The organism is Pseudogemmobacter bohemicus (genome assembly GCF_003290025.1).
GTDB lineage: Bacteria > Pseudomonadota > Alphaproteobacteria > Rhodobacterales > Rhodobacteraceae > Pseudogemmobacter > Pseudogemmobacter bohemicus.
Window position 1 is genome coordinate 133,719 of record NZ_QNHG01000006.1, and the last position, 24,347, is coordinate 158,065.

Below are 24,347 nucleotides of genomic sequence, written 5' to 3' on the forward strand. Positions count from 1 at the left end.
GGATAAGACAGAAAGGACTTGCACGAATCCAACATTTCCGCGAATAGTCACGGAAAAGGACGATAAAACGTCAGATTTCGTGACCACGAAGTGAATGCGGGCAGATGACAAAACACCACGAACAGGACGACCTGAACAAGGTCATCCGCGAACATTCCGAATGGCTGGCGGCGCAACTCCATGCGCAACGGGCGAATCTTTTCCCGCCAGACGCCTCCAAACAGATGCGCCGCTTCACATCCGGTGAGGCCGCCGCGCTGCTCGGCGTGAACGATTCCTATCTGAGGAAGCTCAGCCTTGACGGCAAGGGCCCCTCCCCCGATCTGACGCCCGGCAACCGGCGGCTCTATTCGGCGGAAGATATCCACGAACTGCGTGTTTTGCTTGAGAAAACCGCCAGAAAACCCGGCGATTACCTGCCGGGGCGGCGCGACGGTGACCACCTCCAGATCATCGGTGTGATGAATTTCAAAGGGGGGTCAGGCAAGACCACCACCGCCGCCCATCTGGCGCAGCGCCTGGCGCTGACCGGCTACCGCGTGCTGGCGATTGACCTTGACCCCCAGGCATCGCTGACCGCGCTCCATGGCGTGCAGCCGGAATTCGACCTGACCGAGGGCGGCACGCTCTATGACGCGATCCGCTATGACAATCCCGGCCCGATCCAGGATGTGATCCGCAAGACCTATATTCCCGGCCTCGACCTGATTCCGGGCAATCTGGAACTTATGGAATTCGAACATGACACGCCCCGGGCGCTGGCCCAGGGCAATGCGGGTCTGTTCTTCTTCCGCGTCAAGGAAGCGCTTGCCGCCGTCGATGCCGATTACGATGTGGTGGTGATCGACTGCCCGCCGCAGCTGGGATTCCTGACCATGTCGGCGCTCTCGGCCGCGACCGGGGTTCTGGTGACGATCCATCCGGAAATGCTCGACGTGATGTCGATGTCGCAATTCCTGCGCATGACCGCCGATCTGATGGATGTGATCGCCGAATCCGGCGCCGATATGTCGCATGACTGGATGCGCTATCTGCTGACCCGCTACGAGCCGACCGACGCGCCGCAAAACCGCATCACCGCCTTTCTGCGCACCATGTATGGCGACAAGGTACTGAACGCGCCGATGCTGAAATCGACCGCCATTTCCGATGCCGGGCTGACGAAACAGACCCTTTACGAGGTCGACCGTTCCGCCTTTACCCGCACCACCTATGACCGCGCGGTGGAAAGCCTGAACGCGGTGAATGACGAAATCGCGGCGCTGATCCAGAAGACCTGGGGCCGCTGAGCCCGCCTGCCGGATCCGCCGTAACAAGAGCCCGAACGGGCCAGAGAAAGGGGCTGAGCCATGAGTATGTGCCATGACTGACGGCAAGAAAAAGCGTCTCTCGATGCTGGATTCCCTCGCCGCTGCCGGGGCGCCGATGGCGACGCCCAGCATGATGGTGACCAACCGGGCGCTGCGCTCGGCGCGCGATGCTGTCGACAGCCACCGCATCTGGGAACTCGACCCTGCGCTGGTCGACGATACCCGCTTCCGCGACCGGCTCGATCCCGGCGATGTGCTCGACCTGCGCGCCTCGATCGAGGCCAATGGTCAGACCGTGCCGATCCTTGTGCGCCGCGCACCGGGCGAGGCAGAGCGCTATCTGCTGGTCTATGGCCGCCGCCGGCTTGAGGCGATCCGCGGCTCGGACAAGGTCACCAAAGTCCGCGCCCTGATCGCCAGCATGGACGAAGACGCGGCGATCCGCGCCCAGGTCTCGGAAAACACCGCAAGGCGCGATCTGAGCTATATCGAGCGCGCCCTTTTCGCCCGTGAATTGCTCGACAGCGGTTTCGGCAATCAAAGCCAGATCGCCGAGGTGCTCAACACCACCAAATCGGCGATCTCGATGGCGCTGACCGTGGCGAACGGGATCGGCACCGATCTCGCCCGCGCCATCGGCCCCGCCCATGGCATCGGCCGCCCCCGCTGGGAAGCGCTGGCGCAGGACATCGCCACCAGCGGCGAGAATATCGCGCCACTGATCCTCGCGGCCCATACCGCCCATGCCGAGGCGCAACTGGTCGAGGGTGACGCGGCACCTGACGCCTCGATGCTGGCCTTTCAGGCGGTGACGAAACTCATCGCGCGCGACCAGCAACCCGAGGCAAAAGCGCCCCCTGCCCCGTCAGCCCCCGCCCCGCGCCGGCTGACCCTCGCGGGCAAACCAGCGGGCCAGGTCAGCCGCAGCCCGAAGGGGTTGCGCATCGAACTGAGCGTTCAGGAAAGCGACTTCCTCGCCTGGGTCGAATCCCAGGCCCAGGAGGTCATCGAAGAGCTTCACGCCCGCTGGCAACGCGGCGCGTAAAGAGCAGTGAACAGGCACCATAAAACAGGAGGCACGACCACGGCAGAATAAAAAAGGTCCCGCAGAACTTACGCCCCACGAGACCCCTTTGATCTTAGCACCTTCAAGGTAATCGCAGGGTTCAGCGACCGCAAGTCCTTAGTGATTCGCGGAACCGGATTTCTTTGCCTTCGTGACAGAAAAAATGGGATATACCCCGGTAACGCCTTTCGGGCGGGTGCTGGATGCTGCGCAAATGGCGCGGCTGAGGCAGGCTGACACGCCGCGCCCGGCTTCGTTTACCCCTGTGCATGGCACCCTTCCCGCGCCGCAATCCATCAGCAAATGGGATATGCTGCGGGAGATCACCGCGGCGCGGAAGAGCCTCGGGCTCAGCGACCGTGACCTGACGGTACTCCAGGCGCTGATCAGCTTTCACCCCGGCGCCGACCTGTCGGGCGGGCCAGGTCAGATGGTGGTGTATCCCTCGAATGCCGCGATCTGCGCCAGGCTGAACGGGATGCCGGACTCGACCATGCGCCGTCATCTGGCCGCCCTGGTCAGCGCCGGCATTCTGACCCGCCGCGACAGCCCGAACGGCAAGCGCTATGCCCGCCGCAACCGCGCAGGTGGCGTCGCCTTCGGCTTTGACCTCTGGCCGCTGGTTGCCCGTCGCGAAGAGATCCTCGCCACTGCCGCAGCCGAACGCCGCGCAACCGAAGAACTGCATCACCTGCGCGAAACCGTCAGTCTGATGCGCCGTGATCTCGCAGCCCTCGTGCTCTGGGGCGAGACCGAGCACCCTTCCCTGCCGGCCTGGACCAGGCTTGCCAATCTCGGCATTCTCAGCGGTCGCACGCTCCGCCGCAAACCAGTCCGCGAGGACCTGCTGCGGCTGCAATCCGTGCTGGCAGCCGCGCTGGCGGAGCTGGGCCTCTTACTGGATCTGACTTCGCCCGATGAGCCCACAGCCGAAGAAATGAGCAGCAATGCCGCCGATAATGAGCAGCACATTCAGAATTCAGAGAAAGACTTAATTGAATCTGAATCGGGCGTAGAAAATATGGCGATGGCGGATACGGCACAAGAAAGTCGACAGGGCAGGGCGCCTGCACCCTTGCCCTTGCGCCTGGTACTGGATGCCTGCGGCGAGGTGCAAACCTATGCAGCGCAAAAAATTGCCTCATGGCGCGATTTGCTGACCGCCTGTGAAACCCTGCGTCCCATGATGGGGATTTCTCCTGACCTTTGGCATGAGGCAAGACGGCGGCTTGGCAATGAGGACGCAGCCATTGTTCTTTCCGCAATGCTGCAACGCTTTGCAGCGATCCGCTCTCCCGGGGCCTATCTCAGGCGGCTGATCCAGAAGGCCGGGGAGGGAGATTTTTCCCCGACACCGATGATTCTGGCACTGATGCGTCAGGCCGCCTGAGGGTTCACAGCTGTGAACTTCTGTCCCGACCTCGTGGATATATTGGATGTGCGATCGTTGCATCTCCTCAGTCTGCGGGCAACGGTGCAGGCCGCTATGAGCGCGCTGAGATATACCCGAAGCGGTTCATCCGTTCCACCTGACCGTTGCGATCAGGTTGTGCCTGATGTGGATGGTCGTCGTGCTGCCATGATCAACTTGTCCCAAAAGCATCCCTTTATTACAAGGAAAGGAACGCACCATCAAACCGGTGGATCAGATACCCAAGACACTAAAATGCAGGATTAGAGCCTGTTTTGGTCTTGATACAACGGTACGGATTGAGAGGAGAAATGAGCTGCGAACAGGGCGCGGCATACCGACTGTGCCACTGCGGAGTGTCATGGCCGCAGTGGCTGGCGATCCGCTAAAAAGCGGCTCTGATATGCCGGAAAACAGCTGAATCATAAACCAACAGCGCCCGACCTGCGGCACAACTGTTCCTGCCCGGCACACCATGCTTCGCAGGCTCTCCGATCTCCTTGGCCGCGCTGCGGCTGGCATTGGTGCAATTCCGGCCAGTTTTCCGCGCGGGCTCTGCGACATAACTGTAAACAGGGCTTGAAGCCGGTATTGTCCTGAGTATAGACAGCCGCAACGGACAGTTGGCCGAGTGGTCGAAGGCGCACGCCTGGAAAGTGTGTAGGCGGGGAACCGTCTCGAGGGTTCGAATCCCTCACTGTCCGCCAATCACCACTGAAATGGCTTGATAATTTCGGATTTTTGGCGGTACATCCGCCTATGAGCCCGCCATCTATTTTGCGATTGGATGCTATCAGTTGCAGCAAAGGGCAGATCTTTCGCTGTTTCGCTTATCATCTTTCCTAAAATCGCCGGTTCGTGAGCATATTGCGCAACGGCTCACACTTCAGTCTCGTGCCAAGGCCCAAGCCTGCGACCACCTCTCCCTCACGCACGGGTTATCCGCTCACCGCTGGTGGATGGATCGTCCCAAACGAATCGAGCCTTGTCTTCTGTCATGCAGGAAAGGCCAGCGCACAAGGCGAGACTCTGGGCGATCCCTGGCTTCCCTGGAGGTGGATGCACCCGGCGGCTGCATCGCTGCTGATATGGTCGAACGGCCCGAGGTCGCGCCCTGATCTGACGACCAGCCGTAACGAAGGCCAGAGGGGGCCGCCGATGGCTCAAAAGTCGCGCCGGATACAAGTGTGGTAGCCTGGCGGCGGGACTACCTCAGGCTCACCAGAGGTGTGGAGGAGGAAGAAGGGCGGTGCCATAAAGGGCGGCCGCTGCGATGAGGCGCGGAGACCAGAGGCTGAAGATCCGAAGATCGAGAATTCGTCCAGTCAGAAGATCGGTCACTTTCGGGCCAACCAGACGTATGCGCTCGGCTACCGCTTCGAGTTCAGGGGTTTCGATATATTGCTTGTATGTTGTCAAAATCTGGGACAGTTCCTCGACCTTTTCGGACAGAACTTCTCCGTTTGGCCATTCAATTTCGCTTACTTTGAAGCGAATTTTCTCTGTCGCTTTGAAGATGACGGCTTTCTCCTCTGCGCTGAGCTCGCGGCCAGGCCGGAGAGCGGCGAGACCGGCTATGATAGGCTCCTGGATATCGTCTATTTGCCGCATGTCCGGCAGGTTCAGTTTTGCCTTGACCGAGAGCGCTGCCTTCATTTCCCGGTAGCTTGCCTGCAGCTCAGAGAGAAGCGCCTCGACGGTTGCCCCCCGGTTTTCATCTCGGATAGGGCGATGGTCCCCGAGTATCTCAGCGAAAAGCATGTGGCTGCACTGCTGGGCCGGTCACGCGCCTGGCTCTCCAGATGCCGCCAGGCGCTTGCGCGGGAAGGCTTCCCCTGTGTGACCGCCTCATAGGCTTGACCTGATCCGCCTCGATAATGACCCGACATACATGCCCGGTTTCGTGAAGTCCGGCCCGGCGCTCTACTGGCGCCCGCCGAAGGCGGATATTGTTAGTGGATACCGGATCAAGAACTACCGCCTGCGGGGGACCAAGGAGGAAATGGGCGCCAAGTGCCGGGAACTGACCCGCGAGTTGCTGCGCTGGCGGGACGGTTCGCCAAAGGTGGAGGCCGGAACATGGTCGTGGATCATTGGCCGCTACAAGAGCGACGAGTTTTCCCCGATCCACGCTCTGAAGGCAAACTCCCGGGCCTCATATCTCGAAGCCTTGGACAAATGGGCGGTAGCCATCGGGAAGCTGCGGATTAGCTCGATCGACTTCGAAACCCTGATGCTCCTGAAGACGGCCATGGAGAAGAAGGGCAGAAGCGTCTCCTATATCCATCGGATGTTCACCCATCTCCGGATCTCCGAAGCGTTCGACGCCTGGCATGCCACCGGCCTGAATTATCACGCGGCGATCACCGACGAGGAATCCCGGGAAGAACTCGGGCGGGAAATGCGGTGCATCGAGGTTGTCGCCATTCATCTGTCGGCAGAGACCGCCGATGATGTCTGGCGGCTGCAACTGCGGCCCCACGAATGCCGCGCACGAGGACAAGGATTATCTGGTCATGCGGGCGTTCTGGCAGTGCGGTATTCCCGTTCCCGAAAGCGTCAAAGCTTGGACGCAGCAGATCGAGCAGCCGAAGATGTTCCGAAACTAGTCAGGCTAACGGCTTTGGGCAGCCTTATATACTAGGCTTTTGTCCCGCCTCCCTACAGCCACCACTATCACAGTGACCGTGGCATCATCCACTTCGTATACCAAACGATATCCGAGACTTAACAATTTGATCTTAAAGCGCTTTGTTGCACCACGCAACTGCGACTTAGGAACCCTTGGCGCTTCGCACCACACTCTCAGCTTTCTCTTAAACTGGGCGCAAACTGCCTCAGGAAGCTCACGCCATTCTTCTAACGCTGGCGGCAGAAATTCCAGACTATAGATCATCCAACGTAACTTTCACAGGTTTCAGGCCTGCGCGTTCATCTGCAATCGCATTCAGTTCCAAGTCCTCTAGAGCATCGAGAATCTGGGCATATAGTTCTGGAGGAACGCAGTAAAACGCAGGCTCATTATGATTAAGAACGACAAGGCTTGCACCTGCCGCTTGAGCCATCGCAGCCATAGGGTTGCGCTTGAATTCAGTGATACTGGCCGCCAGGGCCGCATGGATCATTTGGGTCATTGAGCCGTTGATATGTGCGTTTGTGCGTATGAATTCGTGCTGTCGTTGGATGCTCTTCTTTTTCTCTGGAGCAGAAACCAAGCACGATGTCAGCTTATGACAGACCTGTATATAGCTCCATAAATGGAGCCATGTAATGGTCTAATTTGAGAAGCTGACACAGCGCCCAACATGCCATTGGGAACCCGTAATCCCTACGGAACGTGTAAGACCGAAGGCCGCAGCGGGATCACTTCTTGCCCCTGAACGATCTGCCGAGCCAGATCTCGCAGCGCCATCAGGGATGTGTTGGCATCCATGTCGCTCCCCCCGTCCGCGATCAGGATCTTGAGGGCGAATTCCTCGACCATTTCCGGCACGATCAGCGCGGCCTCGTCGCCGATGGCGGCGATCCGGTCGTAGCTCTCCCCCCTTTCCCTTGGCGATCAGCTCTATCCATTCACCGTGGAGCGCCCGCAGAGGGCTGACGGGCATGGGCAGATCAGGGGGGACCAAGCCGGCCGTGTTTTCAGCAAGGCGCCGACATTCGGCCAGGATATCATCCTCCTCGTTGAGAAGCTCCGGATCACCGCCGTCGCACCTCGCCATCAGTTGGAAGATCAGATCCATCGGGAGCTGTGTCGGCATTTCGCAAAGGATATCCGTCAGCTCCCAAACTATCCCGTGCGAAGTCGAGAAATCTTCGTCGCTGAACTCGCCCAGGTTCAACATGCGCCGCATCGGCGCGAGAACACGGTAAAGACGCGCAATCGGTGTTGTCGCATCCTCGGGCGATACCGCTGCATTGTCGCAGCTCAAGCCTTCCTGGGCGATGGATGTGCGGATATGTTTGGCCTCAGCCATTCTGCGATCTCCTTCAACAGATCGAGTCTCGGTTAGGCTCGGCAGGTGGTGCAAACACTTGTCGGGCCGCTTCACGATAGCAGCAGTTGATAGTTAATCAACCGGGCGATGCGCGGGCCGGTGCATGAGATGCTTGCCCGCGCTGTGCCATCCTTCCGCTATGTCCAACCTCCTCACCCTCGCGCCACAGCGCCCCGCTCGCCTGTCGCCCCGCCTCCGGGACGCGATCCGCCTCAATGTCACCGAAGGTTTGTTAATCACAGACGCCTGCGAGAAGGCGGGCCTCAGCCGTGCAGCCTGGTATAAGGCCATGAAACGCCCAGCCGTGCAGACCTATACCGAGGAGGTCGCGGCGAAGTTCGTGGCGGGGGTCAGTGCGAAGAAAGAGCGGGCCAAAGCTATCGCTCTCGAACAGGGCCTCGAACTCATGCTGACATCCAAGAACGAGTCCATCGGCGCGCGTATGGTTGAGTTCTTCGCCGCCGATGCGAAGGTTTCGCCTGTCTCACTCCATGTCGACGCCCGGCAGCAGAACATGGTTGGCTACGAATACACGCGGCCCCTGAATAATGGTTTTGCCGATCCGCGCCAGGCGCTGATGGCCGGGGGTGCCAATTGTCCGCCTGCAATACCAGGGCGGATGGGGCTGCTGGGCGCGGCGTTTTCCCTGCAGCGGCTGATCGCTTTCGGGGTGATTGTGATCCTGGTCGGCGCTGTGTTCAACCTGTTCCGGTGACGCCGCGCGCCCAGGTCTCGGCCACGGCCAGCACCGCCGCATGGATCGGACCGGCGGTCAGGCCGGGCAGCACCGAGGCATCGACCAGCGCGAGGTTGTCGAGCCCGTTCAGCCGCAGATCGGGGGCGCAGACCGCGCCGGCATCGCGCCCCATGCGGCAGGTGCCGGATGGGTGATGATGGGTGATTGCGGCTTTTGCGATAAAGGCGTCGATATCGGCATCGGTGGTCAGCGGGCCGGGCAGGATCTCATGGTCGCGCCATCCGGCCAGTTCGGGCCTGGCGCCGATTTCCCGCGCGGCCTTCAGCGCCTCGCGGAACAGGCGGCGGTCGTGACCGGTCGAGATATAGCGCGGCTCGATCAGCAGCGGGTCGGAGGGGCAGGGGCCGGTGACGCGGATCTCGCCCCGGCTGGTCGGATGGGTCACGCCGAAGAGGAAACTATAGGCGGTGCCCGGGGCAGGGGGGGTGAACAGTTCCGAGGTGATCGGGCCGACGCCGCAGCCGACCACGATCTCGGGCTGGCCGGTGGCGGTGAAGTCACCCGCCCGCATATAGGCCATGCTTTCGGAATGCTGCAGGAGAGAGGGGGGCACATGCCGGCGCGCGGCGTAGAGATTGCCGGCGCCAAGCAGATGGTCCATCAGGTTCTGCCCCAGCTCCGGCACGTTCAGCCGGCATTGGATACCTGCCGCCGCCAGCACCGCCTCCGGCCCGATGCCCGAGCGCATCAGCAGCGCCGGGCTCTCCAGCGCGCCGGCGGAGAGGGCGATCCGATCGGCCTCGATCCGGCCCGCCGAGGTCTCCAGCGCGGTCACGCGCGCCCCGGTCAGGGTCAGCCTGGTGGCGAGAGTGCCGGTCAGGATGGTGAGGTTGGCGCGTGCCCGCACGGCAGGGGTCAGCCAGGCTTCGGCAGTGGTGACACGCTTGCCGTCGCGGATCATCAGCGAATTGGGCGTCACGCCGACCATCTCGCCGGTGTTATGGCCGTTGAGGCGTTTCAGCCCCAGCCCGGCGCCGGCTTCGATATAGGCGCGCGCAAGGGGGGAGACCTCTTCTCCCGGCAGCCAGACCGGCATCGGGCCGCCTTGTCCATGGAGGCCGTCGCCGCCCAGCGTATGGTCTTCGATGGCGAGGAAGGCGGGCATGAGGCCGTCCCAGGACCATTGGGGATCGCCGGTGGCATGCTCCCAGGCGGCGAAATCCTCGCGGCAGCCGCGGAAATGGCCAAGCGCATGCAGCAGCGAAGACCCCCCCAGCCCGCGCCCGCGCGCCCAGGACAGAGAGCGCCCGGCAAGCCCCGGTTGCGGCGTGGTGCGGTAATCCCAGTCATAATCGCGATGCTGGATCAGGGGCCACATCTGCGGCTTGAGGATATCGGGGTCGGTGGGTTCGCCCCCGGCCTCGATCAGCACCACCTGCCGCGCGGGGTCTTCGGACAAACGCGCCGCCAGCAGCGCCCCGGCCGAGCCGCCGCCGATGATCGCAAGATCATAGCGCATGGCTTATTTCTGATCCGCAGGAACGACCACGCCATCCACAGTCATCGCCTCGCCATCCAGCGAGACCGAGCAATTCCTGAGCGGAATATCCAGGTGACAGGGCGTGTCGCGGTCGCCGCCCGCCTCGGTATTCGGGCCTGAGGACCAGAGGAAATTCCCCGCGAAGCTGCGGGCATCCATCCCCAGCTGCGATTGCGGGTTGTAAAGGCCCAGCACCGTCCAATGCGCGCGGTTTTCCAGCCCCCAGCCGACATGGGCCATGGCATAGGCGCGGGGATCGTTGAAGCTTTCCATGAATTTGCGCATGAATTCGGCTTCGGTCCTGCCTTTGATATCGACGATCATGCCTTTCTCGATGGTCACGATCACCTGCTCGCGGGCGTAGTGCTTGAAGGGCAGGATGATGTCGCCCTCGTCGATCACGATGGTGCCTTCGGCGCTGCCCTCATCCGGCCAGCGGGCCGAGAAGCAGGAGGGCCAGTGATCCCAGCGGCCGGGCTCATCGGCCAGACCATATTGCGTCAGCACCGGATATTGCCCCAGCTTGCAGCGGAAATCGGTGCCCGCAGCCGAGGTCACATGCATCTCTTTCGCCGCGCCGATCTTTTTCGCCGCCGCCAGCACGCGCAGCTTGTCCTCCGGGCGCGGGATCTGGCGCATCATAATCTCGGGCGGCTCGACGGCCAGCAGCATGCGGGTGCCACCTTTCAGCACCTCTTCCTGTTCCTTCGAGAACAGCAGTTGCAGCGTGTCGATCACCAGATCGGATGCCTTCAGACAGGCCAGGGCCGCCGAATTCAGCTCCAAAGCGGTCTTGCCGACATAGCCGGATTTATCCGGCGACAGCGCCTTTTCGCCATTCATCACCGGCAGATTCAGCTCGGTCACCACCGCGCCGAGGTCGGAGGCCGCGAGTTTGGCGATATAGGCGATCTGGCGGTTGGAATCGTCGCCGGTCAGCACCGTCACCTGCTCGCCCGGTTTCAGCTTGCACATGGAAAGAACCTCTTTCCAGCCCTTGAGGAAATGCGCGTCGCTGATGGCCATGGGATGATCCTTCCTGTCTGGATGCCGCGGTCAGAGCGCGGTCGTATGGGCGAGGGTGAAGAAGCTGCGGTTGAAATGCAGCAAGGGGGAGGGGGCGGAACCGAAGCGGATGGCGCGGACCTCGCCGATAAAGATCGAATGGCTGCCGGTCTCGGTTGCGCTGGCGATTTCGCAATCAAGGTTCACCAGCGCGCCGTCCAATGCGGGGGCGCCGGTGGCGAGGCTGGTCCAGCCATGCGGTGCGAATTTATCCTCGCCCTGGTCGCCGGTCTGACCGGCGAAACGCAGCGCGGTCTCGCGCTGGTCATCGGCGAGGATATTGACGCAGAAGCTCCCCGCGCTGGTGATGGCGCGATGGGCCTCGCCGCCCCGGTTGACACAGACCAGCATCGAGGGCGGTGCGACCGACATTGAACAGACGGCGGTTGCGGTCAGTCCGCGCCGGGCGGGGCCTTCGCCTGCGGTGATGATGTTCACCGTGGCCGCGAGCAGCCGCATCGCGGCGCGGAAGTCATCGGCCAGGGGGTTTGTGGGGCTGTGGATCATGGTCTCGCCTTTTGCAGCTGTTCCAGCCAGAGGGCGGCAGAGGCCAGCCGGTGATCTGCGGCCCGCGCACCCACCAGCTGCACGCCGATCGGCAGGCCTTTGGCGCCGGTGGCGCCGGGCAGGTTGATCAGCGGCACCTGCAAGACGCTCCAGAGCCGGTTGAAGATCGGATCGCCGGTCGCCATGCCCTCGGGGGCCTCGCCGGGGGCGGCGAGGGTGAGCACGGCGTCGAAGCGCGACAGCAGATCGTCCATCTGGCCCCGGATCGCAGGCAGCTGTTCAAGGGCGGCGCGGTAGCGCGGTTCCGTGACGCGGCGCTGGTCTTCCAGCATGGCGCGGGTGACGGGGCTGAGGCCGGACCAGTGGTCGCGGATTTCCGGGGCGAGGGAATTGGTGACCTCCCAGCCCATCACTGCCTCATGCAGATCGAAAATACCGTCATACCAGGCGGGGGGCTCAAGGATCGTGACTTCGGCTCCGGCCTGTCCGGCCCGGGCGGCAAGGCTGAAAACAGTCTCTGTACTTGCGGAATCAGCCTTTTCGAGGCGGGTTCCAGGCAGCACGGCGAGGCGCGGGCGGGCAGGGGGGGCGAGTTGCGCCAGGGCCTCATATCCCGACAGCGCCGCCGCCGCATGGGCCGCGTCTTCGATGCCGCGCGCAAGGATCCCCAGCGTGTCGAGGCTGTGGCAGAGCACCTTGATGCCCACGGTATTGATCAGCCCGAAAGAGGGTTTCAGGGCAGTGACGCCGCAGAAACTCGCCGGGCGGATCACCGAGCCGGAGGTCTGCGTGCCGTAAGCCAGGGGCACATGACCGGCGGCGACTGCGGCGCAGGAGCCTGATGACGAACCGCCCGGCGTATGGGCCGGATTACGCGGGTTCCGGGTCTTGTTCGGGCTGGCCATCGCGAGCTCGGTCGAGACGGTCTTGCCAAGGATCAACCCGTCTGCGGCGCGGGTCAGCGAGACCGCCGCCGCATCCCAGGGCGGCTGGAAGCCGTCATAGATCCTGGTGCCATAGCCCGTGGGTATGTCTCTGGTGTCGATCACATCCTTGACGCCGACCGGCACCCCTGCCAGCGGCCCTTTCGCGCCCTGCCGGTCGAGCGCATCGGCGGATGCCCGGGCCTGACCCGGGTCGAGATGCTGCCAGGCCATGACCGGGCCGTCAGTCGCGGCGATATGCTCCAGATGTGCCTCGGTGACCTGGCGGGCAGTGAGCTCACCCGAAGCGACACAGGCAGCGATCTCACGGGCGGAAAGGGCAAGGATAGTCTCTGTTTTCATCCGTATCACCCGAAGATCGCCGGGCGGCGATCCGCCCAGGGCCAGGTTTTTTCGATATCATGGGCGAGTTGCAGCAGCGTGGCGTCCTCGCCAAATCCGGCGCCGATATGGATACCGATGGGCAGGCCGGAGGCGCTTGTCCCGAAGGGGACAGACATGGCCGGGCAGCCCGAGGCGTTGAAGACGGCGGTGAACGGCGAATGCGCCCAGAACTGGTCGTAGAAGGCATCAAGCGTCTGGCCGGTGCCGGCAAGTTTGCCAAGCGGCGGCGCGGGTTCGGCTGCCGCCGGGGTCAGCACGGCATCATAGCGCGAGAAGAAGCGGCCAAGCGCGCGGGCGGTTCCGTGCAGCGTCTGGACGGCCGCAAGGTAGGTGGTGGCGGGCAGCGCCAGCGCCTCGCGCACCCATTCGCGGTTAACCTCTTCCAGCTGCGCGAGGCGGGGCGAATGCCGGTCGCCGCCGGTCACGCCAAGCGCCACATTGGTGCCCACGACCTGGCGCCAGGCGGTCTTCAGCGCCGCCGCATCATAGCCCATATCGCTGATCGGAATGACGGTATGATCCAGATCCCGCAGCGCCCGCACCGCCGATTCTGTGACGCGGATCATCTCGGGGTCGATGGTCTCGCCGAGGGGGGCCCGGGTCAGGACTGCGATTTTCAGGTATTCGCAGGGCCTGTCGAGTGCTGCAAGATAGCCGGGTTTTGCCGGCGACGCCCAGGGGTCACCGATATCCGGGCCACCGCTGATGTCCAGCATCGCCGCGCTGTCGCGGACCGACCAGGTTACCGCATGGGGGGTGGACATGCCGCCGATGGCCTCGGCCGCGACCGGCCCGACCGGGTTCACAAGGCGCGAGGGTTTGAACCCGAACAGCCCGCAATGGCTGGCGGGGAGGCGGGTCGAGCCTGCGCCGTCTGATGAGTTCGCGAGCGGCACCATGCCCGAGGCCACCGCAGCGGTCGATCCGCCCGACGATCCGCCGGCGGTTCGGGTCACATCCCAGGGATTGCGGGTCGGTCCGAAGGCCTCGGGCTCCGAGGTGAAAGACAGCGCGAATTCCGGCGTGTTCGACTTGCCGAGGATCACCATTCCTGCCGCCTTGTAGCGCGCGGTGATGGTGGAATCGCGCTGGCTGACCACACCGCGCAACAGTTCCGAGCCGGAGGACAAGAGCATCCCTTCGGCCTCGAACCCGGTATTTTTCAACAGCATCGGCACCCCCGCAAGGGGGCTGAAGGGCAGATAGCCGTCGGGCTTCATGTAACCCCGGACCTGTTCACGGGCGAGGTCGAAATGCTCATGCACCACCGCGTTCAACTGCGGGTTCAGCCGCTCTATCCGCTCAATCGCGGCCTCAAGCACTTCCGAAGGCGATATCTCGAATTCGTCGAGCAGCTTCGTGATGGCGATCCCGTCGAGTTTTGCCAGCTCCTGCATCGTCTCAGCCCATCTGTGCTTTGAAAAGGTCGAGATCCCAGAGGTCTTTGGTGACCATCAGCGCCCCGTCCCGGATTTCAAACAGATGCAGCCCGTCCAGCGCAATGGGGCGCTTTTGCCCGTCTTTGCCGGTGAAGGTGCCGGTCATGTGATAGGGCACCGCAACATGACCGGCGGCGCGGATATAGCCCCGGCGGGACCAGGCGACATCGGGGAGCATGCGCCAGAAGCCCTCCAGCCCCTGGGCCAGCGCCTCGCGGCCCTGACGGGATTTCGCCATGGCGATCTCGTCATGGCGGCCGTCAGGGGCGTAAAGCGCGGCGGCGCCCTGGGCATCGCGTGCCGCATAGGCCGCGTAGAAACGGTCGATCAGCTCCTGGTGGTGCATGACTGCGCCCCAAATATTCCGGGAAAAATCCCGCCCGCAGCCGAGGCCACGGGCGGGCTCGATCAGGGGTCATTCGATCCCGGCGATCTTCTTCACCTGGGCAACATAGGTGTCCCGTTTCACCTCATTATAGAGGCGGGCGCGCAGCGCCGGTGCCGGCGTCGCATTGACGTTTTCAAACAGCGCCACCCGACCGGCCAGCGAGCCGGAGGTCATATCCCAGATGAAGTTCATCAGCTGTTCCTTGACCATGGCGGAAACACCGTGGCCGGGCAGCAGCTCATGCAGGAAATGGCCGACATCGGGGTTGTCGAACGCGTTCTTGCCAAAGCGCATCACCAGACCCTGGCCGCACATCTCTTGCAGGATGTGGATGATCTTCGGGTAGTTTTCGATGGAATAGAGCCGCCCTGCGGTCAGCATGCCGACATCGGGGCGCACCACACCGCCTTCGAGTTCGACCGCCAGCGCCTCGGCGGCGGTCACAAAGGCGCGCAGCGTCTGCGCATATTCGACCAGCTGGCCAAGCATCATCTGCACCGCCGGGATCTTGCCGGTGCCGAGGTAGTCGAGCACCATCTGACCGGCGCCGACGAACAGTTCGGCCTTGACCGCCAGACGGGTCAGCACATGCCAATGCGCATAGACGCAGACCGGGCCATACCAGGACATGCCGGTCGGGTCGCCGAGGTTGAAGAGGCGCTCTTTCGGCACGAAGACATTGTCGAAGACGATGAACTGGTCGGCTTCCTCGCCAAGGCTGGAGACCGGATGGTCGAATTTCGACGCCTCTGGCTGCGAGACCATCTCGCGCGAGATCATCTTGATGCCGTCGGTGTCGATCGGGACGGAACCCCAGATACAGGCCTCTGGCGGCGTCTCCATCAACCCGCCGAGATTGGTGAAGAAGATGTCATTGGCCTGGGCGGCAATCGAGCCCACGGTCTTGGCGCCATAGATATAGACGCCGTCTTTGGTGACCTTTTTCACCTTGAGCATCGAGGCCTCGGATGCCTTGGGCGACGAGCGGTCGGCCTGCGGCCCGGCGAGGCTTTCCGAGGCGGTCAGGTTGTTGTTCTGACCGAATTCCATATAGGCTTCGATATTGGCGCCAAAATCGGGGTTGATGCCGTCGATCATCGACTTTTTCTGCCGGAAGGTCGGCAGATAGGCGTAAAGGCCGGCCACAATCGCCGGGGACAGATCCGGCGGGCGGCCAAAGGTGCCGGCGGTTTTCAGCGAAGTATACTCGATCATCTTCCGGCGCGCCGCGAGGTCTTCTTTCGAGCGCGGCACCTGCCAGGCACGGCTGATCACGGCGCCCACCTTGTCGTCGTAATAGGTGGTCGCCTCCTGGTATTCCGGATCGAACTGATCGTCGAACATCGAGGCCAGCGTATCGACCCCCCTGGCCAGCGCCGGCTCGTCATAGACGGAGCCAAGCTTGCGGCCGCCGACCCAGATCTGCCGGTTGTCTTTCAGCGAGTCCTTATATTCGGCGCCCGTCTTCAGGCGGTGCGGCTTTCCGTTGATGGTGGTGGGTTTTCCCTGTTGCACGGGGTCTCTCCTGTTGGGATTTCGGGGCCCGGCCTCTCGTTTCGGAGGGTTCGGGCGGGATGGGTCTGGCGTCAGCCTTTGGCCTTTTCATCGCGCATCTGGCGGATCACCTCGGTCGCGCAGCGCATCGCATCCAGCGCCGCCGGCACGCCGCAATAGATCGCGGCCTGCAAGATCACCTCGACGATCTCCTCTTCGGTGATGCCGTTATTGATGGCGCCGCGCACATGGATCTTCACCTCATGCGGCCGGTTCAGCGCGATCAGCATGGCGAGGTTCAGGAAGGAACGGGTCTTGCGCTCCAGCCCCGGGCGGGTCCAGATTTCGCCCCAGCACCATTCGGTTACGAGTTTCTGCAAAGGCGCGGTCAGGTCATCCGCATTGGCGAGGGAGGGTGCGACATAGGCGTCGCCCAGAACCTCACGGCGGACCTGCAGCCCTTTTTGAAACTGCTCACCCTCGAATTCGGGACGGGTCATGTCATTCTCCGCTGGGGATTTGGTTTTTCGGGCCCCTGATGCCGGGGATGGCGGGCCTCGTGATCTGGGGTCAGGTTAGACATGGCGCGCTTGACCTGTCAACAGATTGTATGACAGGATTACGGTCATACTGATAGACAAAGCGCCGCTGCCCGGAAATGAGGCAGCCGTAAAGGGGAGGCGAAGCCGGGATGCGAGAGGAGCGGGATCACCCTGCCGATGCTGCGGTTTTCGAGCTTTTCGCGCTGCGTTACGCCGAGCATTCCGGCCGCCATCAGGGCGAGAATTTCGTCGATCCGGCTGACCCGCATGAGGCCGGGTCGAACCTTGATTACTTCATCTGGCTGGCGCGGCGGGGGGCTGAAACCCTGGTGATCGACACCGGTTTCGGGCCTGATGCCGCGCGCCGGCGCGGGCGCCGTCTGTTCAGAACCGCCCGCGAGGCGCTGGCGCTGGTGGGGGTTGATTCGCATCAGGTGGAGACGGTGATCCTCACCCATCTTCACTATGACCATGCCGGCAGCCTGACCGATTTTCCGCGCGCGCAGTTCCATCTGCAAGAGGCCGAGGCCGCCCATGCCACCGGGCCTTGCATGTGCGACCCGGCGGCGCGGGGCGTGTTCGATGTCGAGAATATCGTCGAGTACATCCGCAGCCTTTACGCCGGGCGCATCACTTTTCATCAGGGCGATCACGATCTGGGCAATGGCATCAGATTGCATGAAATCCCGGGCCACAGCGCGGGATTGCAGGCGGTCTCTGTGCCCACCGCGCGGGGGCGGGTGCTGCTCGCATCAGATGCCACCCATCTTTACGCCAATCTGGCGCGGCATGCGCCTTTTCCGATCCTCTGGGATGAGGCGCGGCTGCGCCAGGGATTCGCGCGGCTGGAGGCGCTGGCACCCTCCGCCGATCATATCATCCCGGGCCATGACCCGCTGGTGATGCAGGCCTATCCCGCCGTGTCAGAGCCGCTTTCGGGCATCGCAGTGCGGCTGGATACGGCGCCGCTTCTGTCCTTCGCCGAGCTCAGCCGATGAGCCGGGGCGTGCTGATCACCGGCGCGGCGCTTGGCCTTGGGCTGGGTCTGGCGAAGGCTTTCGCCGAAGCCGGCGACCGGGTGTTTCTGTCGGATATTTCTCCCGCCGTTTCCGATGCGGCGGCGGGTCTTGCGGCGGGCAGCCATTGTGCCGATCTCTCTGCCCCGGGCGCGGCTGCGGATCTGGCGGCGCGGGCGGCGGATCATCTGTGCGGTGTCGATATCCTGATCAACAATGCGGTGATCCGGCGCATGGCCGAGGTTCCCGACCTGCCCGATGCCGATTGGGACCGCGCAATGGAGGTGAACCTTTCCGCGCCCTTCCGCCTGATCAAAGCCTGCCTGCCGGGGATGAAGGCGAAAGGCTGGGGGCGGATCATCAATATGGGCTCGGTCTATAGTCTGATCGCGCTGGCAGGCCGGGCGGATTACGTCACCACCAAACATGCGATCACCGGGCTGACGCGGACGGTGGCGCTGGAACTGGCCGGGACCGCGATCACCTGCAATGCGATATGCCCCGGGCTGATGGCGACCGATTCGGCGCTGGCCCGCATCGCGGCGCTGGCTGAGACGCGGGGCATCAGCGCAGCCGAGGCGGAGCGGGAATTCCTTTCGACCCGTCAGCCGGGGGGTAAATTCATCCCGATGGAGACGGTGACGGCGCTGGCTTTGTTCCTGTGCGGAGAGACCAGCGCGGGGCTGAACGGGGCGGCGATCCCGGTGGATAATGGCTGGTCCTTTGCCTGAGGGCGGGGCCGCAAGCAGGAGAGTGTGATGGTGGCCGCGGGCGCGAAGCTGGTGGTCAATGACCGCGATGCGGGCGCGGTGGCCGCGCTGGTCGCGAAAGGGGCCGGGGATGCGGGATCGCTGAAGGCGCTTTGTGCCCGCGCAGAGACGGTTTTCCTCTCGCTGCCGACGCCCGAAGTGGTGCTGGCGGTCGGGCGCGAGATTGCCGCGCATCCCGGGCGGGTGCAGCGGGTGGTGGATCTGTCGACCACCGGCCCCAAGGTCGAGATGGATCTGGCCGAGGTGCTGGCCGGCGCCGGCATCGCGCTGATCGACAGCCCGGTTTCGGGCGGGGTTGCGGGGGCAAAGAAGGGGACGCTCGCGCTGATGGCCGCCGGACCCTCGCCGCATTTCGAAACGGTCGAGCCGCAGCTGCTGGCTTTGGGCAAGGTGATCCGGGTCGCGGCAGAGCCGGGCAAGGCCCAGGTGATGAAGCTGATCAACAATATCTGCTCGGCGGCCTCGCTCGCGATCACATCCGAGGCGATGGTGATGGGCGCGAAGGCCGGGCTTGATGCCGATGTGATGATCGAGGTTCTGAATGCGGGCTCGGGCCGCACCTCGGCCAGTGTCGACAAGATCCCGCGTTTCGTGCTGCCGCGCGGCTTTGATTTCGGCTTCGCGATTGCACTGTCTCTGAAAGACATCCGGCTGTGCCTGGAAGAGGCCGAACGTCTTGGCTGTCAGATGCTGGTCGGCAATGCGGTCAGGACGCTGTTCTCCATCACCAAAGCCCAGTTCGGCCCCGATGCCGATATGACCGAGATCATCCGCCCGCTGGAGGTCTGGGCCGGGGCCGAGCTGCGCGGCAAGGCGGCAGAAGGGGCTGGCGGCTGATGGGCCTCAGCCGCCGGATCGCCGGTTTTGCCGCCGATCCCGGCCCGCTGCCGGACAAGGTGCGGGCGGCGGGGCGGCGGGCGTTTCTGAACATGGTTGGCTGTGCGATCGGCGGCGCAGGGGAGGCGGCGATTGACCGCCTTGTGGCGCTGCTGCCTGCGTTTTCCGGCCCCGCCACGACCAGTCTGATCGGGCGGGGCGCGCGCGCCGATATGCTCTGGGCCGCCTGCATCAACGCGGCGGCGGCGAATATCTTCGACTATGACGACACCCATATCCCGACCGTGATCCACCCCGCCGCCCCGGTCGGCCCGGCGGTGCTGGCGCTGGCCGAGAGCCTTGCGGCGGAGGGGAGGCCGGTTCCGGGCACGGCGCTGATCCGCGCCTTTGTCACCGGGATGGAGGTGACCTGCCGCCTTGGTCTCGCGCTGCATCCCGTGCATTACACGCGTGGCTGGCATATCACCTCGACCTGCGGCACCTTCGGGGCGGCGCTGGCGGCGGGGCAGATCCTGGGTCTGACCGAGGCGCAGATGGTCGACGCCATGGGGCATGCGCTGGCGCAGAATGCCGGCTCGGTCGAGACGCTGGGAACGATGTCGAAAAGCCTTTCGGTCGGGCAGGCGGCCCGGGCCGGGCTGATGGGGGCGCTGCTGGCACAAGACGGTTTTACCGGCCCGGCGGCGCCGCTGGAAGGGGAGCGGGGCTTCCTTGCGCTGCATTCCGATGCGCCGGATCTGGCGGCGTTTGACGGTCTGGGCCAGCGGTGGGAGGTTTTGCAGAACACTTTCAAACCTTACCCCTGCGGAGTGGTTCTGAACCCGGTGATCGAGGCCTGCCTTGCGCTGCATGGCGAGGGGATCGACGCAGACCGGATCGCGCGGGTCACGCTGACCGGGCATCCTTTGCTCAGACAGCGTACCGACCGGCCGGGGGTTGAGACGGGGCGGCTCGCCCAGGTCTCGGCGCAGCATGCGGTGGCGGTGAGCCTCTTGCGCGGCGAGGCGGGGCTGGCGGCCTTCTCGGATGCCGCAGTGGCCGGGCCGCTGCTGCGCGCATTCGGCTCCAGGCTGGCTTTTTGTGACGATCCGGGCTTCGCGCTGGAGGCGGCGGAGGTCACGCTGGACCTGACAGATGGCCGCCGCATCACCCGCCGGGTCGAGGCGGCAAAGGGCGGGCTTGCCCATCCGATGACAGAGGCCGATCTTGCGGCGAAACTGCGCGGCCAGATCCGCCATAACGGCGCCAGGCTGGACGCCGATGCCCTGATCCGGGCGCTGGAAACGATTGAGGACCGCGACAACGCGGCCGACTTCCTCGCTTTGACGCGAGGGGCAACAGGAGAGTGAGATGACCAGACCGATTGCGCCTCCGGTGATGACGCTGACCACCGGCCCCGTCGATGCCTATCCCGAGGTGCTGCGTGCCCTGTCGCGGCCCGTCCTTTACGATTACGACCCGGCTTTCCTCGAATTCTATGAATCGGTGAATGCGAAAGTGCAGCGCGCCTTCCATACCGACACGCCGCCGGTGATCCTGCAGGGAGAGCCGGTGCTGGGGCTGGAGGCCGCCGCCGCCTCGGTCATCGCGAAAGGCGATGTGGTGCTGAACCTGGTCTCGGGTGTCTATGGCAAGGGTTTCGGTTATTGGGCGGCACGCTATGCCGGCGAACTGATCGAGCTGGAAGTGCCCTATAATGAGGTGCTGACGGCGGCGGCGGTGGCAGAGGCGCTGAAGGCCCGCCCCGATGTGGCGGTGGTATCGCTCTGCCACCATGACACGCCTTCGGGCACACTGAACCCGGTTGATGAGATCGGGGCGGCGGTGCGCGCAGCGGGCAAGATCTTCATCGTCGATTCGGTTTCGGCCTTTGGCGGGGTGAAGGTGCTGCCCGAGGATTGCCAGGCGGATATTTTTGTCACCGGCCCGAATAAATGCCTCGGCTGCCCGCCGGGCCTGTCGCTTTTGCATGTGTCGGAACGGGGCTGGGCGAAGATCGCGGCCAACAAGGACGCGCCGAAGGATTCGATCCTTTCGATTGCCGACTGGCGGCGCGCGCATCTGGCGGGGCAGGGCTTCCCCTTCACGCCCTCGGTTTCTGAGATCAACGCCCTGGACGCGGCGCTTGATGTCTACCTCACCGAAGGCGAGGAGGCCGTCTGGGCCCGCCATGCCCTGACCGCCAAAGCCTGCCGCGCCGGAATTCTGGCCGCCGGAATGCAGCTTTGGGCGGCCCGCGAAGAGATCGCCTCGCCGACCTGCACCGCCGTGAAGACGCCGGACGGGATCGACGAACCGGCTCTGCGCGCGCTGATCCGGGCGCGGTATGGGGTGATGCTGTCCTCGGGGCGTGGCGAGACGCTGGGTCGCCTGACCCGCATCGGCCATATGGGGCCTACCGCGAAACCGACCTATGCCATGGTGGCGGTGGCCGCGATGGCGGGGGGGATGCAGGCGATGGGTGTCAGGGGCATCGACCCCGGCGCCGGGGTTGCAGCGGCGCTGGCGGTGATCGACGCGGCGGCGGATAAGGCGGCGGCCAAGGTTTGAGCCTTTCGCCAGGGCCGTTTGTCGTATAGTAACATTGTCATATTGGCTGCCGCGCATCATTATGCGGCAACCCCGATCATAGTGGTATGGAATGAACGGCAAAGCCCTCCCGCTGGAGTTCAGAGTGACCAAGGCCGCTGCTCCGGTGCGCCATTCGGTGACCGAGAGCATCCGCAACTCGATCGCGCTTGGCTATTTCACCGCCGGGCAGCGCATTACCGAGCGCGACCTTTGCGAGATGACCGGCGTGTCCCGCACCGCCGTGCGCGAGGCGCTGCGCCAGCTGGAAAGCGAAGGGCTGGTGCAGGTCGTGCCGCATCGCGGGCCGATTGTCGCCACGCTGACCCCCGAACAGGCCGAGGGCATCTACCAGGTCCGGATCGAGCTGGAGGGTCTGGCCTGCGAGCTTTTCACCCGCAACGCCACCGATGCGGATATCGCCGCGCTGAAAGCGTCGTTCGAGGGGCTTAAGGGCATCGGCAGCATGACCGACCCGCTGGAGCGGCTGACCGCCAAGAACGCCTTTTACGAGAGCCTGATCTTCGGCGCCCATAATGAGGCGCTTGGCCATACGCTTTCCTCGCTGAATGCCCGCGTGATGGTCTTGCGCGCGACCTCGCTGGCGGCACCGGGCCGCACGGCGGAAAGCCTGCAAGAGCTGGAAGAACTGGTCGATCACCTCTCTGCCCGGCGTGGCAAAGAGGCGAGAAAGCTCGCCGCCCGCCATGTGATGAATGCGGGCAAGGTGGCGATCGAGATCCTGAAAAAGCGCCTCGCCCAGGAAGCGGCTGAAGGCTGAAGGCGCCCCGGGGGTTTCGGGGGGGGGGGGCTGATCGCCCCCTGTCGGGCGTCAGATTCCGGGCGTTGCGCCGCCATCGACATTGATCACCGTGCCATGGACATAGCTTGCCGCCGGGCTGCACAGGAATCGCAGCACATTGGTGACCTCGTCGGGCTGGCCGTAAGCGGCGATGCCGTGCTCGATCCGCATCTCCTCCTGGGCCCCGGCAAAGCTGATGCCACGCTCCGCCGCGCGGGTCTCGATGCGGCGGGCAAGGCGGTCGGTGACGATATGGCCGGGGCAGAGCGTGTTGATGCGGATGCCCGCGCCTTGCGCGCGTTTCGAGATCGCCTTGGTGAAATTGATCAGCGCGGAATTGACCGGGCCGCCAATGGTGAAATCGGGCTCGGGCGTATGGGCGCCGACGCCGGAAATATTGACGATCACGCCTTTCGAGGCCTCCAGAGCCTGCCATGCGGCGCGGCAGAACCGCACGCTGGCGTGGAATTTCAGCGCGAATCCCTCAATGAAATCCTCGTCAGACAGCGCGAGGAAATCGCCGCGTCTGGTGGCGCCGGCATTGTTCACCAGCGCATCGATTCGCCCGAGCCGGGCCAGCGTCGCGCCGACCACCCCGGCCGCCGCGCCGGGCTGCGAGAGATCGGCTGCGGTGATGACCACCTGCGGCGCGCCGGCAGCCAGCGCCTCTTGCGCGGTTTCCTCAAGCGCCGCCGCATCGCGCGCCGCCAGCGAAAGCGCGAATCCGTCTTTCGCAAGGCCGATGGCAAAGGCTTTCCCGAGGCCCCGGCTCGCTCCGGTCACGATGGCGCTGCGCATGTCTTTTCCCTGTTCTGGCCGCTGAGATCGGCCGTTTTTCTGGCGCCGAGCCATGGAATATGATGAAAATTCAGTCATCTGACGGAAAATTCAACCAGGGCATCAGGCAGAGGATTTTTTCACATTGTATTACGGTATGATAATGTTATCGTATTCTTGTGCTGTCAATCGGGGTCCTGGTGTCTCATGCCGCGGAAAGGGGAATTTCCCCGTGTAACCGCAGCCGGCAGATCGGAAATCCCGTGATTAGGTCCGCCTGGTGGAAGAAGGGGTCTGATGTTCAGATATGCGGCAAATTGCGCGGTCTCCGGCGGTCACTCCGCCGGTTTTGTCGCGCAAAGGGTGCCCCCGGCCGAGGTCGCGCAATCCAGCGCGACCGGGGCAGGGGCGGTGCCCGCCCGCCGCTCAAGCGGGATTTCGGCACGGGTGGGCCAGGCATTGCCCTCGGCCCCGCACCAGACCCGTTGCACCGCCATTTCATCGCCGACCTCGTTCAGGCGGAACACGGTGCCGCTGCCCAGATCATATCCGAACCGGATCTCCAGCGTCTCGCCGGGGGCCGCATGGCCCAGATCTTCGGAAAACCAGTGCGCGATTGCCGCACCGCATTCCAGCGCCGCATCTCCGGTATTGGTTATCGCGATTTCCACACTATGCTGCGCGGCAGATGCCGGTGCGGAATATACCCCGGCGATACTGGCGACGAACGCCAGAACAGGGGTCGTAACAGAAAGTATGCGGGGAAACTGCATCATAAGCCGTAGGTTCGGA

The 24,347-nt window shown here is 63.8% G+C and carries 25 protein-coding genes and 1 tRNA gene; 12 read left to right on the top strand and 14 right to left on the bottom strand.

What is annotated here, in order from left to right; all coding sequences use genetic code 11:
* Positions 1-104 precede the first annotated feature (104 nt).
* From repA to DRF71_RS24605, 4 genes are all read left to right on the top strand, one after another.
* Positions 105-1,289 carry a plasmid partitioning protein RepA gene (gene repA / locus DRF71_RS24590; protein WP_112313094.1) on the top strand — a complete coding sequence of 395 codons (1,185 nt, stop codon included), beginning with the start codon at positions 105-107 and terminating at the stop codon, positions 1,287-1,289.
* A gap of 73 nt (positions 1,290-1,362) precedes the next feature.
* Positions 1,363-2,355, top strand: a complete 993-nt coding sequence (repB, locus tag DRF71_RS24595) for a plasmid partitioning protein RepB (RefSeq protein ID WP_112313095.1) — start codon at positions 1,363-1,365, stop codon at positions 2,353-2,355.
* 184 nt (positions 2,356-2,539) lie between these two features.
* Entirely contained in the window at positions 2,540-3,766 is a 1,227-nt protein-coding gene (repC, locus tag DRF71_RS24600; protein ID WP_112313096.1) for a plasmid replication protein RepC, read from the top strand.
* 638 nt (positions 3,767-4,404) lie between these two features.
* A tRNA-Ser gene (locus tag DRF71_RS24605) sits at positions 4,405-4,494 on the top strand.
* A 511-nt stretch (positions 4,495-5,005) separates the two neighbouring features.
* On the opposite strand, the gene DRF71_RS24610 is transcribed toward DRF71_RS24605, so the two are convergent.
* Positions 5,006-5,548, bottom strand: a complete 543-nt coding sequence (locus DRF71_RS24610) for a hypothetical protein (RefSeq protein ID WP_112313097.1) — start codon at positions 5,546-5,548, stop codon at positions 5,006-5,008.
* Positions 5,549-5,678: 130 nt separating this feature from the next.
* Between DRF71_RS24610 and DRF71_RS24615 the strand changes: the two genes are divergently transcribed.
* Positions 5,679-6,431 (top strand): hypothetical protein, encoded by a 753-nt coding sequence (locus DRF71_RS24615; RefSeq protein WP_112313098.1) that lies wholly within the window; start codon positions 5,679-5,681, stop codon positions 6,429-6,431.
* Here the strand turns inward: DRF71_RS24615 and DRF71_RS24620 are convergent.
* From DRF71_RS24620 to DRF71_RS27755, 3 genes are all read right to left on the bottom strand, one after another.
* Positions 6,402-6,683: a type II toxin-antitoxin system RelE family toxin gene (locus tag DRF71_RS24620; protein WP_112313099.1), complete on the bottom strand. Its 282-nt coding sequence runs from the start codon at positions 6,681-6,683 to the stop codon at positions 6,402-6,404. The two genes, DRF71_RS24615 and DRF71_RS24620, sit on opposite strands and share 30 nt — an antisense overlap.
* A complete protein-coding gene (locus tag DRF71_RS24625) occupies positions 6,673-6,921 on the bottom strand; it encodes a type II toxin-antitoxin system Phd/YefM family antitoxin (protein ID WP_112313100.1) in 249 nt (82 codons plus the stop codon). The genes DRF71_RS24620 and DRF71_RS24625 overlap by 11 nt, the downstream gene beginning before the upstream one ends.
* Before the next feature lie 141 nt (positions 6,922-7,062).
* Positions 7,063-7,764 carry a hypothetical protein gene (locus DRF71_RS27755; RefSeq protein WP_157971272.1) on the bottom strand — a complete coding sequence of 234 codons (702 nt, stop codon included), beginning with the start codon at positions 7,762-7,764 and terminating at the stop codon, positions 7,063-7,065.
* Positions 7,765-7,924: 160 nt separating this feature from the next.
* Here DRF71_RS27755 and DRF71_RS24635 point away from each other — a divergent pair, with 160 nt between their 5' ends.
* A complete protein-coding gene (locus DRF71_RS24635; protein ID WP_112313102.1) occupies positions 7,925-8,500 on the top strand; it encodes a hypothetical protein in 576 nt (191 codons plus the stop codon).
* Here the strand turns inward: DRF71_RS24635 and DRF71_RS24640 are convergent.
* The 8 genes from DRF71_RS24640 to DRF71_RS24675 all read right to left on the bottom strand — a co-directional run bounded on the left by DRF71_RS24640 (position 8,484) and on the right by DRF71_RS24675 (position 16,743).
* The gene (locus tag DRF71_RS24640; RefSeq protein ID WP_112313103.1) at positions 8,484-10,001 is read right to left on the bottom strand and encodes a GMC family oxidoreductase; all 1,518 of its coding nucleotides are present in this window, start codon (positions 9,999-10,001) and stop codon (positions 8,484-8,486) included. The two genes, DRF71_RS24635 and DRF71_RS24640, sit on opposite strands and share 17 nt — an antisense overlap.
* A gap of 3 nt (positions 10,002-10,004) precedes the next feature.
* Positions 10,005-11,048 carry a M29 family metallopeptidase gene (locus tag DRF71_RS24645; RefSeq protein WP_112313104.1) on the bottom strand — a complete coding sequence of 348 codons (1,044 nt, stop codon included), beginning with the start codon at positions 11,046-11,048 and terminating at the stop codon, positions 10,005-10,007.
* Between the two features lie 30 nt (positions 11,049-11,078).
* A complete protein-coding gene (locus tag DRF71_RS24650; RefSeq protein ID WP_112313105.1) occupies positions 11,079-11,594 on the bottom strand; it encodes a flavin reductase family protein in 516 nt (171 codons plus the stop codon).
* Positions 11,591-12,880 (bottom strand): amidase, encoded by a 1,290-nt coding sequence (locus DRF71_RS24655; protein WP_112313106.1) that lies wholly within the window; start codon positions 12,878-12,880, stop codon positions 11,591-11,593. The genes DRF71_RS24650 and DRF71_RS24655 overlap by 4 nt, the downstream gene beginning before the upstream one ends.
* A gap of 5 nt (positions 12,881-12,885) precedes the next feature.
* Positions 12,886-14,319, bottom strand: coding sequence for an amidase (locus tag DRF71_RS24660; RefSeq protein ID WP_112313107.1), 1,434 nt, complete (start codon positions 14,317-14,319; stop codon positions 12,886-12,888).
* Positions 14,320-14,323: 4 nt separating this feature from the next.
* A complete protein-coding gene (locus DRF71_RS24665; RefSeq protein WP_112313108.1) occupies positions 14,324-14,707 on the bottom strand; it encodes a nuclear transport factor 2 family protein in 384 nt (127 codons plus the stop codon).
* A gap of 69 nt (positions 14,708-14,776) precedes the next feature.
* On the bottom strand, positions 14,777-16,264 hold the full coding sequence (locus DRF71_RS24670; protein WP_198672357.1) for a 4-hydroxyphenylacetate 3-hydroxylase N-terminal domain-containing protein: 1,488 nt from the start codon (positions 16,262-16,264) through the stop codon (positions 14,777-14,779).
* Between the two features lie 71 nt (positions 16,265-16,335).
* Complete coding sequence (locus tag DRF71_RS24675; protein WP_112313109.1) at positions 16,336-16,743, bottom strand: carboxymuconolactone decarboxylase family protein; 408 nt, start codon at positions 16,741-16,743, stop codon at positions 16,336-16,338.
* A 191-nt stretch (positions 16,744-16,934) separates the two neighbouring features.
* On the opposite strand from DRF71_RS24675, the gene DRF71_RS24680 reads away from it, so the two are divergent.
* The 6 genes from DRF71_RS24680 (at position 16,935) to DRF71_RS24705 (ending at position 22,757) form a co-directional block, all read left to right on the top strand.
* Positions 16,935-17,783: an N-acyl homoserine lactonase family protein gene (locus tag DRF71_RS24680; protein WP_112313110.1), complete on the top strand. Its 849-nt coding sequence runs from the start codon at positions 16,935-16,937 to the stop codon at positions 17,781-17,783.
* Entirely contained in the window at positions 17,780-18,532 is a 753-nt protein-coding gene (locus DRF71_RS24685; protein ID WP_112313111.1) for an SDR family oxidoreductase, read from the top strand. Before DRF71_RS24680 ends, DRF71_RS24685 begins: the two co-directional genes overlap by 4 nt.
* A 27-nt stretch (positions 18,533-18,559) precedes the next feature.
* Positions 18,560-19,408, top strand: a complete 849-nt coding sequence (locus DRF71_RS24690) for an NAD(P)-dependent oxidoreductase (protein ID WP_112313112.1) — start codon at positions 18,560-18,562, stop codon at positions 19,406-19,408.
* Positions 19,408-20,757 (top strand): MmgE/PrpD family protein, encoded by a 1,350-nt coding sequence (locus tag DRF71_RS24695; RefSeq protein WP_112313113.1) that lies wholly within the window; start codon positions 19,408-19,410, stop codon positions 20,755-20,757. The genes DRF71_RS24690 and DRF71_RS24695 overlap by 1 nt, the downstream gene beginning before the upstream one ends.
* A 1-nt stretch (position 20,758) precedes the next feature.
* Positions 20,759-21,958, top strand: a complete 1,200-nt coding sequence (gene ppaT / locus DRF71_RS24700; RefSeq protein WP_112313114.1) for a pyridoxamine--pyruvate transaminase — start codon at positions 20,759-20,761, stop codon at positions 21,956-21,958.
* Positions 21,959-22,082: 124 nt separating this feature from the next.
* The gene (locus tag DRF71_RS24705) at positions 22,083-22,757 is read left to right on the top strand and encodes a GntR family transcriptional regulator (RefSeq protein ID WP_198672358.1); all 675 of its coding nucleotides are present in this window, start codon (positions 22,083-22,085) and stop codon (positions 22,755-22,757) included.
* A 51-nt stretch (positions 22,758-22,808) separates the two neighbouring features.
* On the opposite strand, the gene DRF71_RS24710 is transcribed toward DRF71_RS24705, so the two are convergent.
* Both DRF71_RS24710 and DRF71_RS24715 read right to left on the bottom strand, forming a co-directional pair.
* Positions 22,809-23,576, bottom strand: a complete 768-nt coding sequence (locus tag DRF71_RS24710; protein WP_157971273.1) for an SDR family oxidoreductase — start codon at positions 23,574-23,576, stop codon at positions 22,809-22,811.
* 314 nt (positions 23,577-23,890) lie between these two features.
* Entirely contained in the window at positions 23,891-24,226 is a 336-nt protein-coding gene (locus DRF71_RS24715) for a hypothetical protein (protein ID WP_112313117.1), read from the bottom strand.
* Between the last annotated feature and the right edge of the window lie 121 nt (positions 24,227-24,347).

Coding starts and splice junctions, on each gene's coding strand:
- DRF71_RS24695 (WP_112313113.1), top strand. CDS start 19,408: ATGGGCCTCAGCCGCCGGATCGCCGGTTTTGCCGCCGATCCCGGCCCG.
- DRF71_RS24690 (WP_112313112.1), top strand. CDS start 18,560: ATGGTGGCCGCGGGCGCGAAGCTGGTGGTCAATGACCGCGATGCGGGC.
- DRF71_RS24675 (WP_112313109.1), bottom strand. CDS start 16,743: ATGACCCGTCCCGAATTCGAGGGTGAGCAGTTTCAAAAAGGGCTGCAG.
- DRF71_RS24680 (WP_112313110.1), top strand. CDS start 16,935: ATGCGAGAGGAGCGGGATCACCCTGCCGATGCTGCGGTTTTCGAGCTT.
- DRF71_RS24635 (WP_112313102.1), top strand. CDS start 7,925: ATGTCCAACCTCCTCACCCTCGCGCCACAGCGCCCCGCTCGCCTGTCG.
- DRF71_RS24650 (WP_112313105.1), bottom strand. CDS start 11,594: ATGATCCACAGCCCCACAAACCCCCTGGCCGATGACTTCCGCGCCGCG.
- DRF71_RS27755 (WP_157971272.1), bottom strand. CDS start 7,764: ATGGCTGAGGCCAAACATATCCGCACATCCATCGCCCAGGAAGGCTTG.
- DRF71_RS24625 (WP_112313100.1), bottom strand. CDS start 6,921: ATGACCCAAATGATCCATGCGGCCCTGGCGGCCAGTATCACTGAATTC.
- DRF71_RS24685 (WP_112313111.1), top strand. CDS start 17,780: ATGAGCCGGGGCGTGCTGATCACCGGCGCGGCGCTTGGCCTTGGGCTG.
- DRF71_RS24710 (WP_157971273.1), bottom strand. CDS start 23,576: ATGCGCAGCGCCATCGTGACCGGAGCGAGCCGGGGCCTCGGGAAAGCC.
- ppaT (WP_112313114.1), top strand. CDS start 20,759: ATGACCAGACCGATTGCGCCTCCGGTGATGACGCTGACCACCGGCCCC.
- DRF71_RS24645 (WP_112313104.1), bottom strand. CDS start 11,048: ATGGCCATCAGCGACGCGCATTTCCTCAAGGGCTGGAAAGAGGTTCTT.
- DRF71_RS24665 (WP_112313108.1), bottom strand. CDS start 14,707: ATGCACCACCAGGAGCTGATCGACCGTTTCTACGCGGCCTATGCGGCA.
- DRF71_RS24655 (WP_112313106.1), bottom strand. CDS start 12,880: ATGAAAACAGAGACTATCCTTGCCCTTTCCGCCCGTGAGATCGCTGCC.
- DRF71_RS24615 (WP_112313098.1), top strand. CDS start 5,679: ATGCCCGGTTTCGTGAAGTCCGGCCCGGCGCTCTACTGGCGCCCGCCG.
- repB (WP_112313095.1), top strand. CDS start 1,363: ATGACTGACGGCAAGAAAAAGCGTCTCTCGATGCTGGATTCCCTCGCC.
- DRF71_RS24640 (WP_112313103.1), bottom strand. CDS start 10,001: ATGCGCTATGATCTTGCGATCATCGGCGGCGGCTCGGCCGGGGCGCTG.
- DRF71_RS24660 (WP_112313107.1), bottom strand. CDS start 14,319: ATGCAGGAGCTGGCAAAACTCGACGGGATCGCCATCACGAAGCTGCTC.
- DRF71_RS24620 (WP_112313099.1), bottom strand. CDS start 6,683: ATGATCTATAGTCTGGAATTTCTGCCGCCAGCGTTAGAAGAATGGCGT.
- repA (WP_112313094.1), top strand. CDS start 105: ATGACAAAACACCACGAACAGGACGACCTGAACAAGGTCATCCGCGAA.
- DRF71_RS24610 (WP_112313097.1), bottom strand. CDS start 5,548: ATGCTTTTCGCTGAGATACTCGGGGACCATCGCCCTATCCGAGATGAA.
- repC (WP_112313096.1), top strand. CDS start 2,540: ATGGGATATACCCCGGTAACGCCTTTCGGGCGGGTGCTGGATGCTGCG.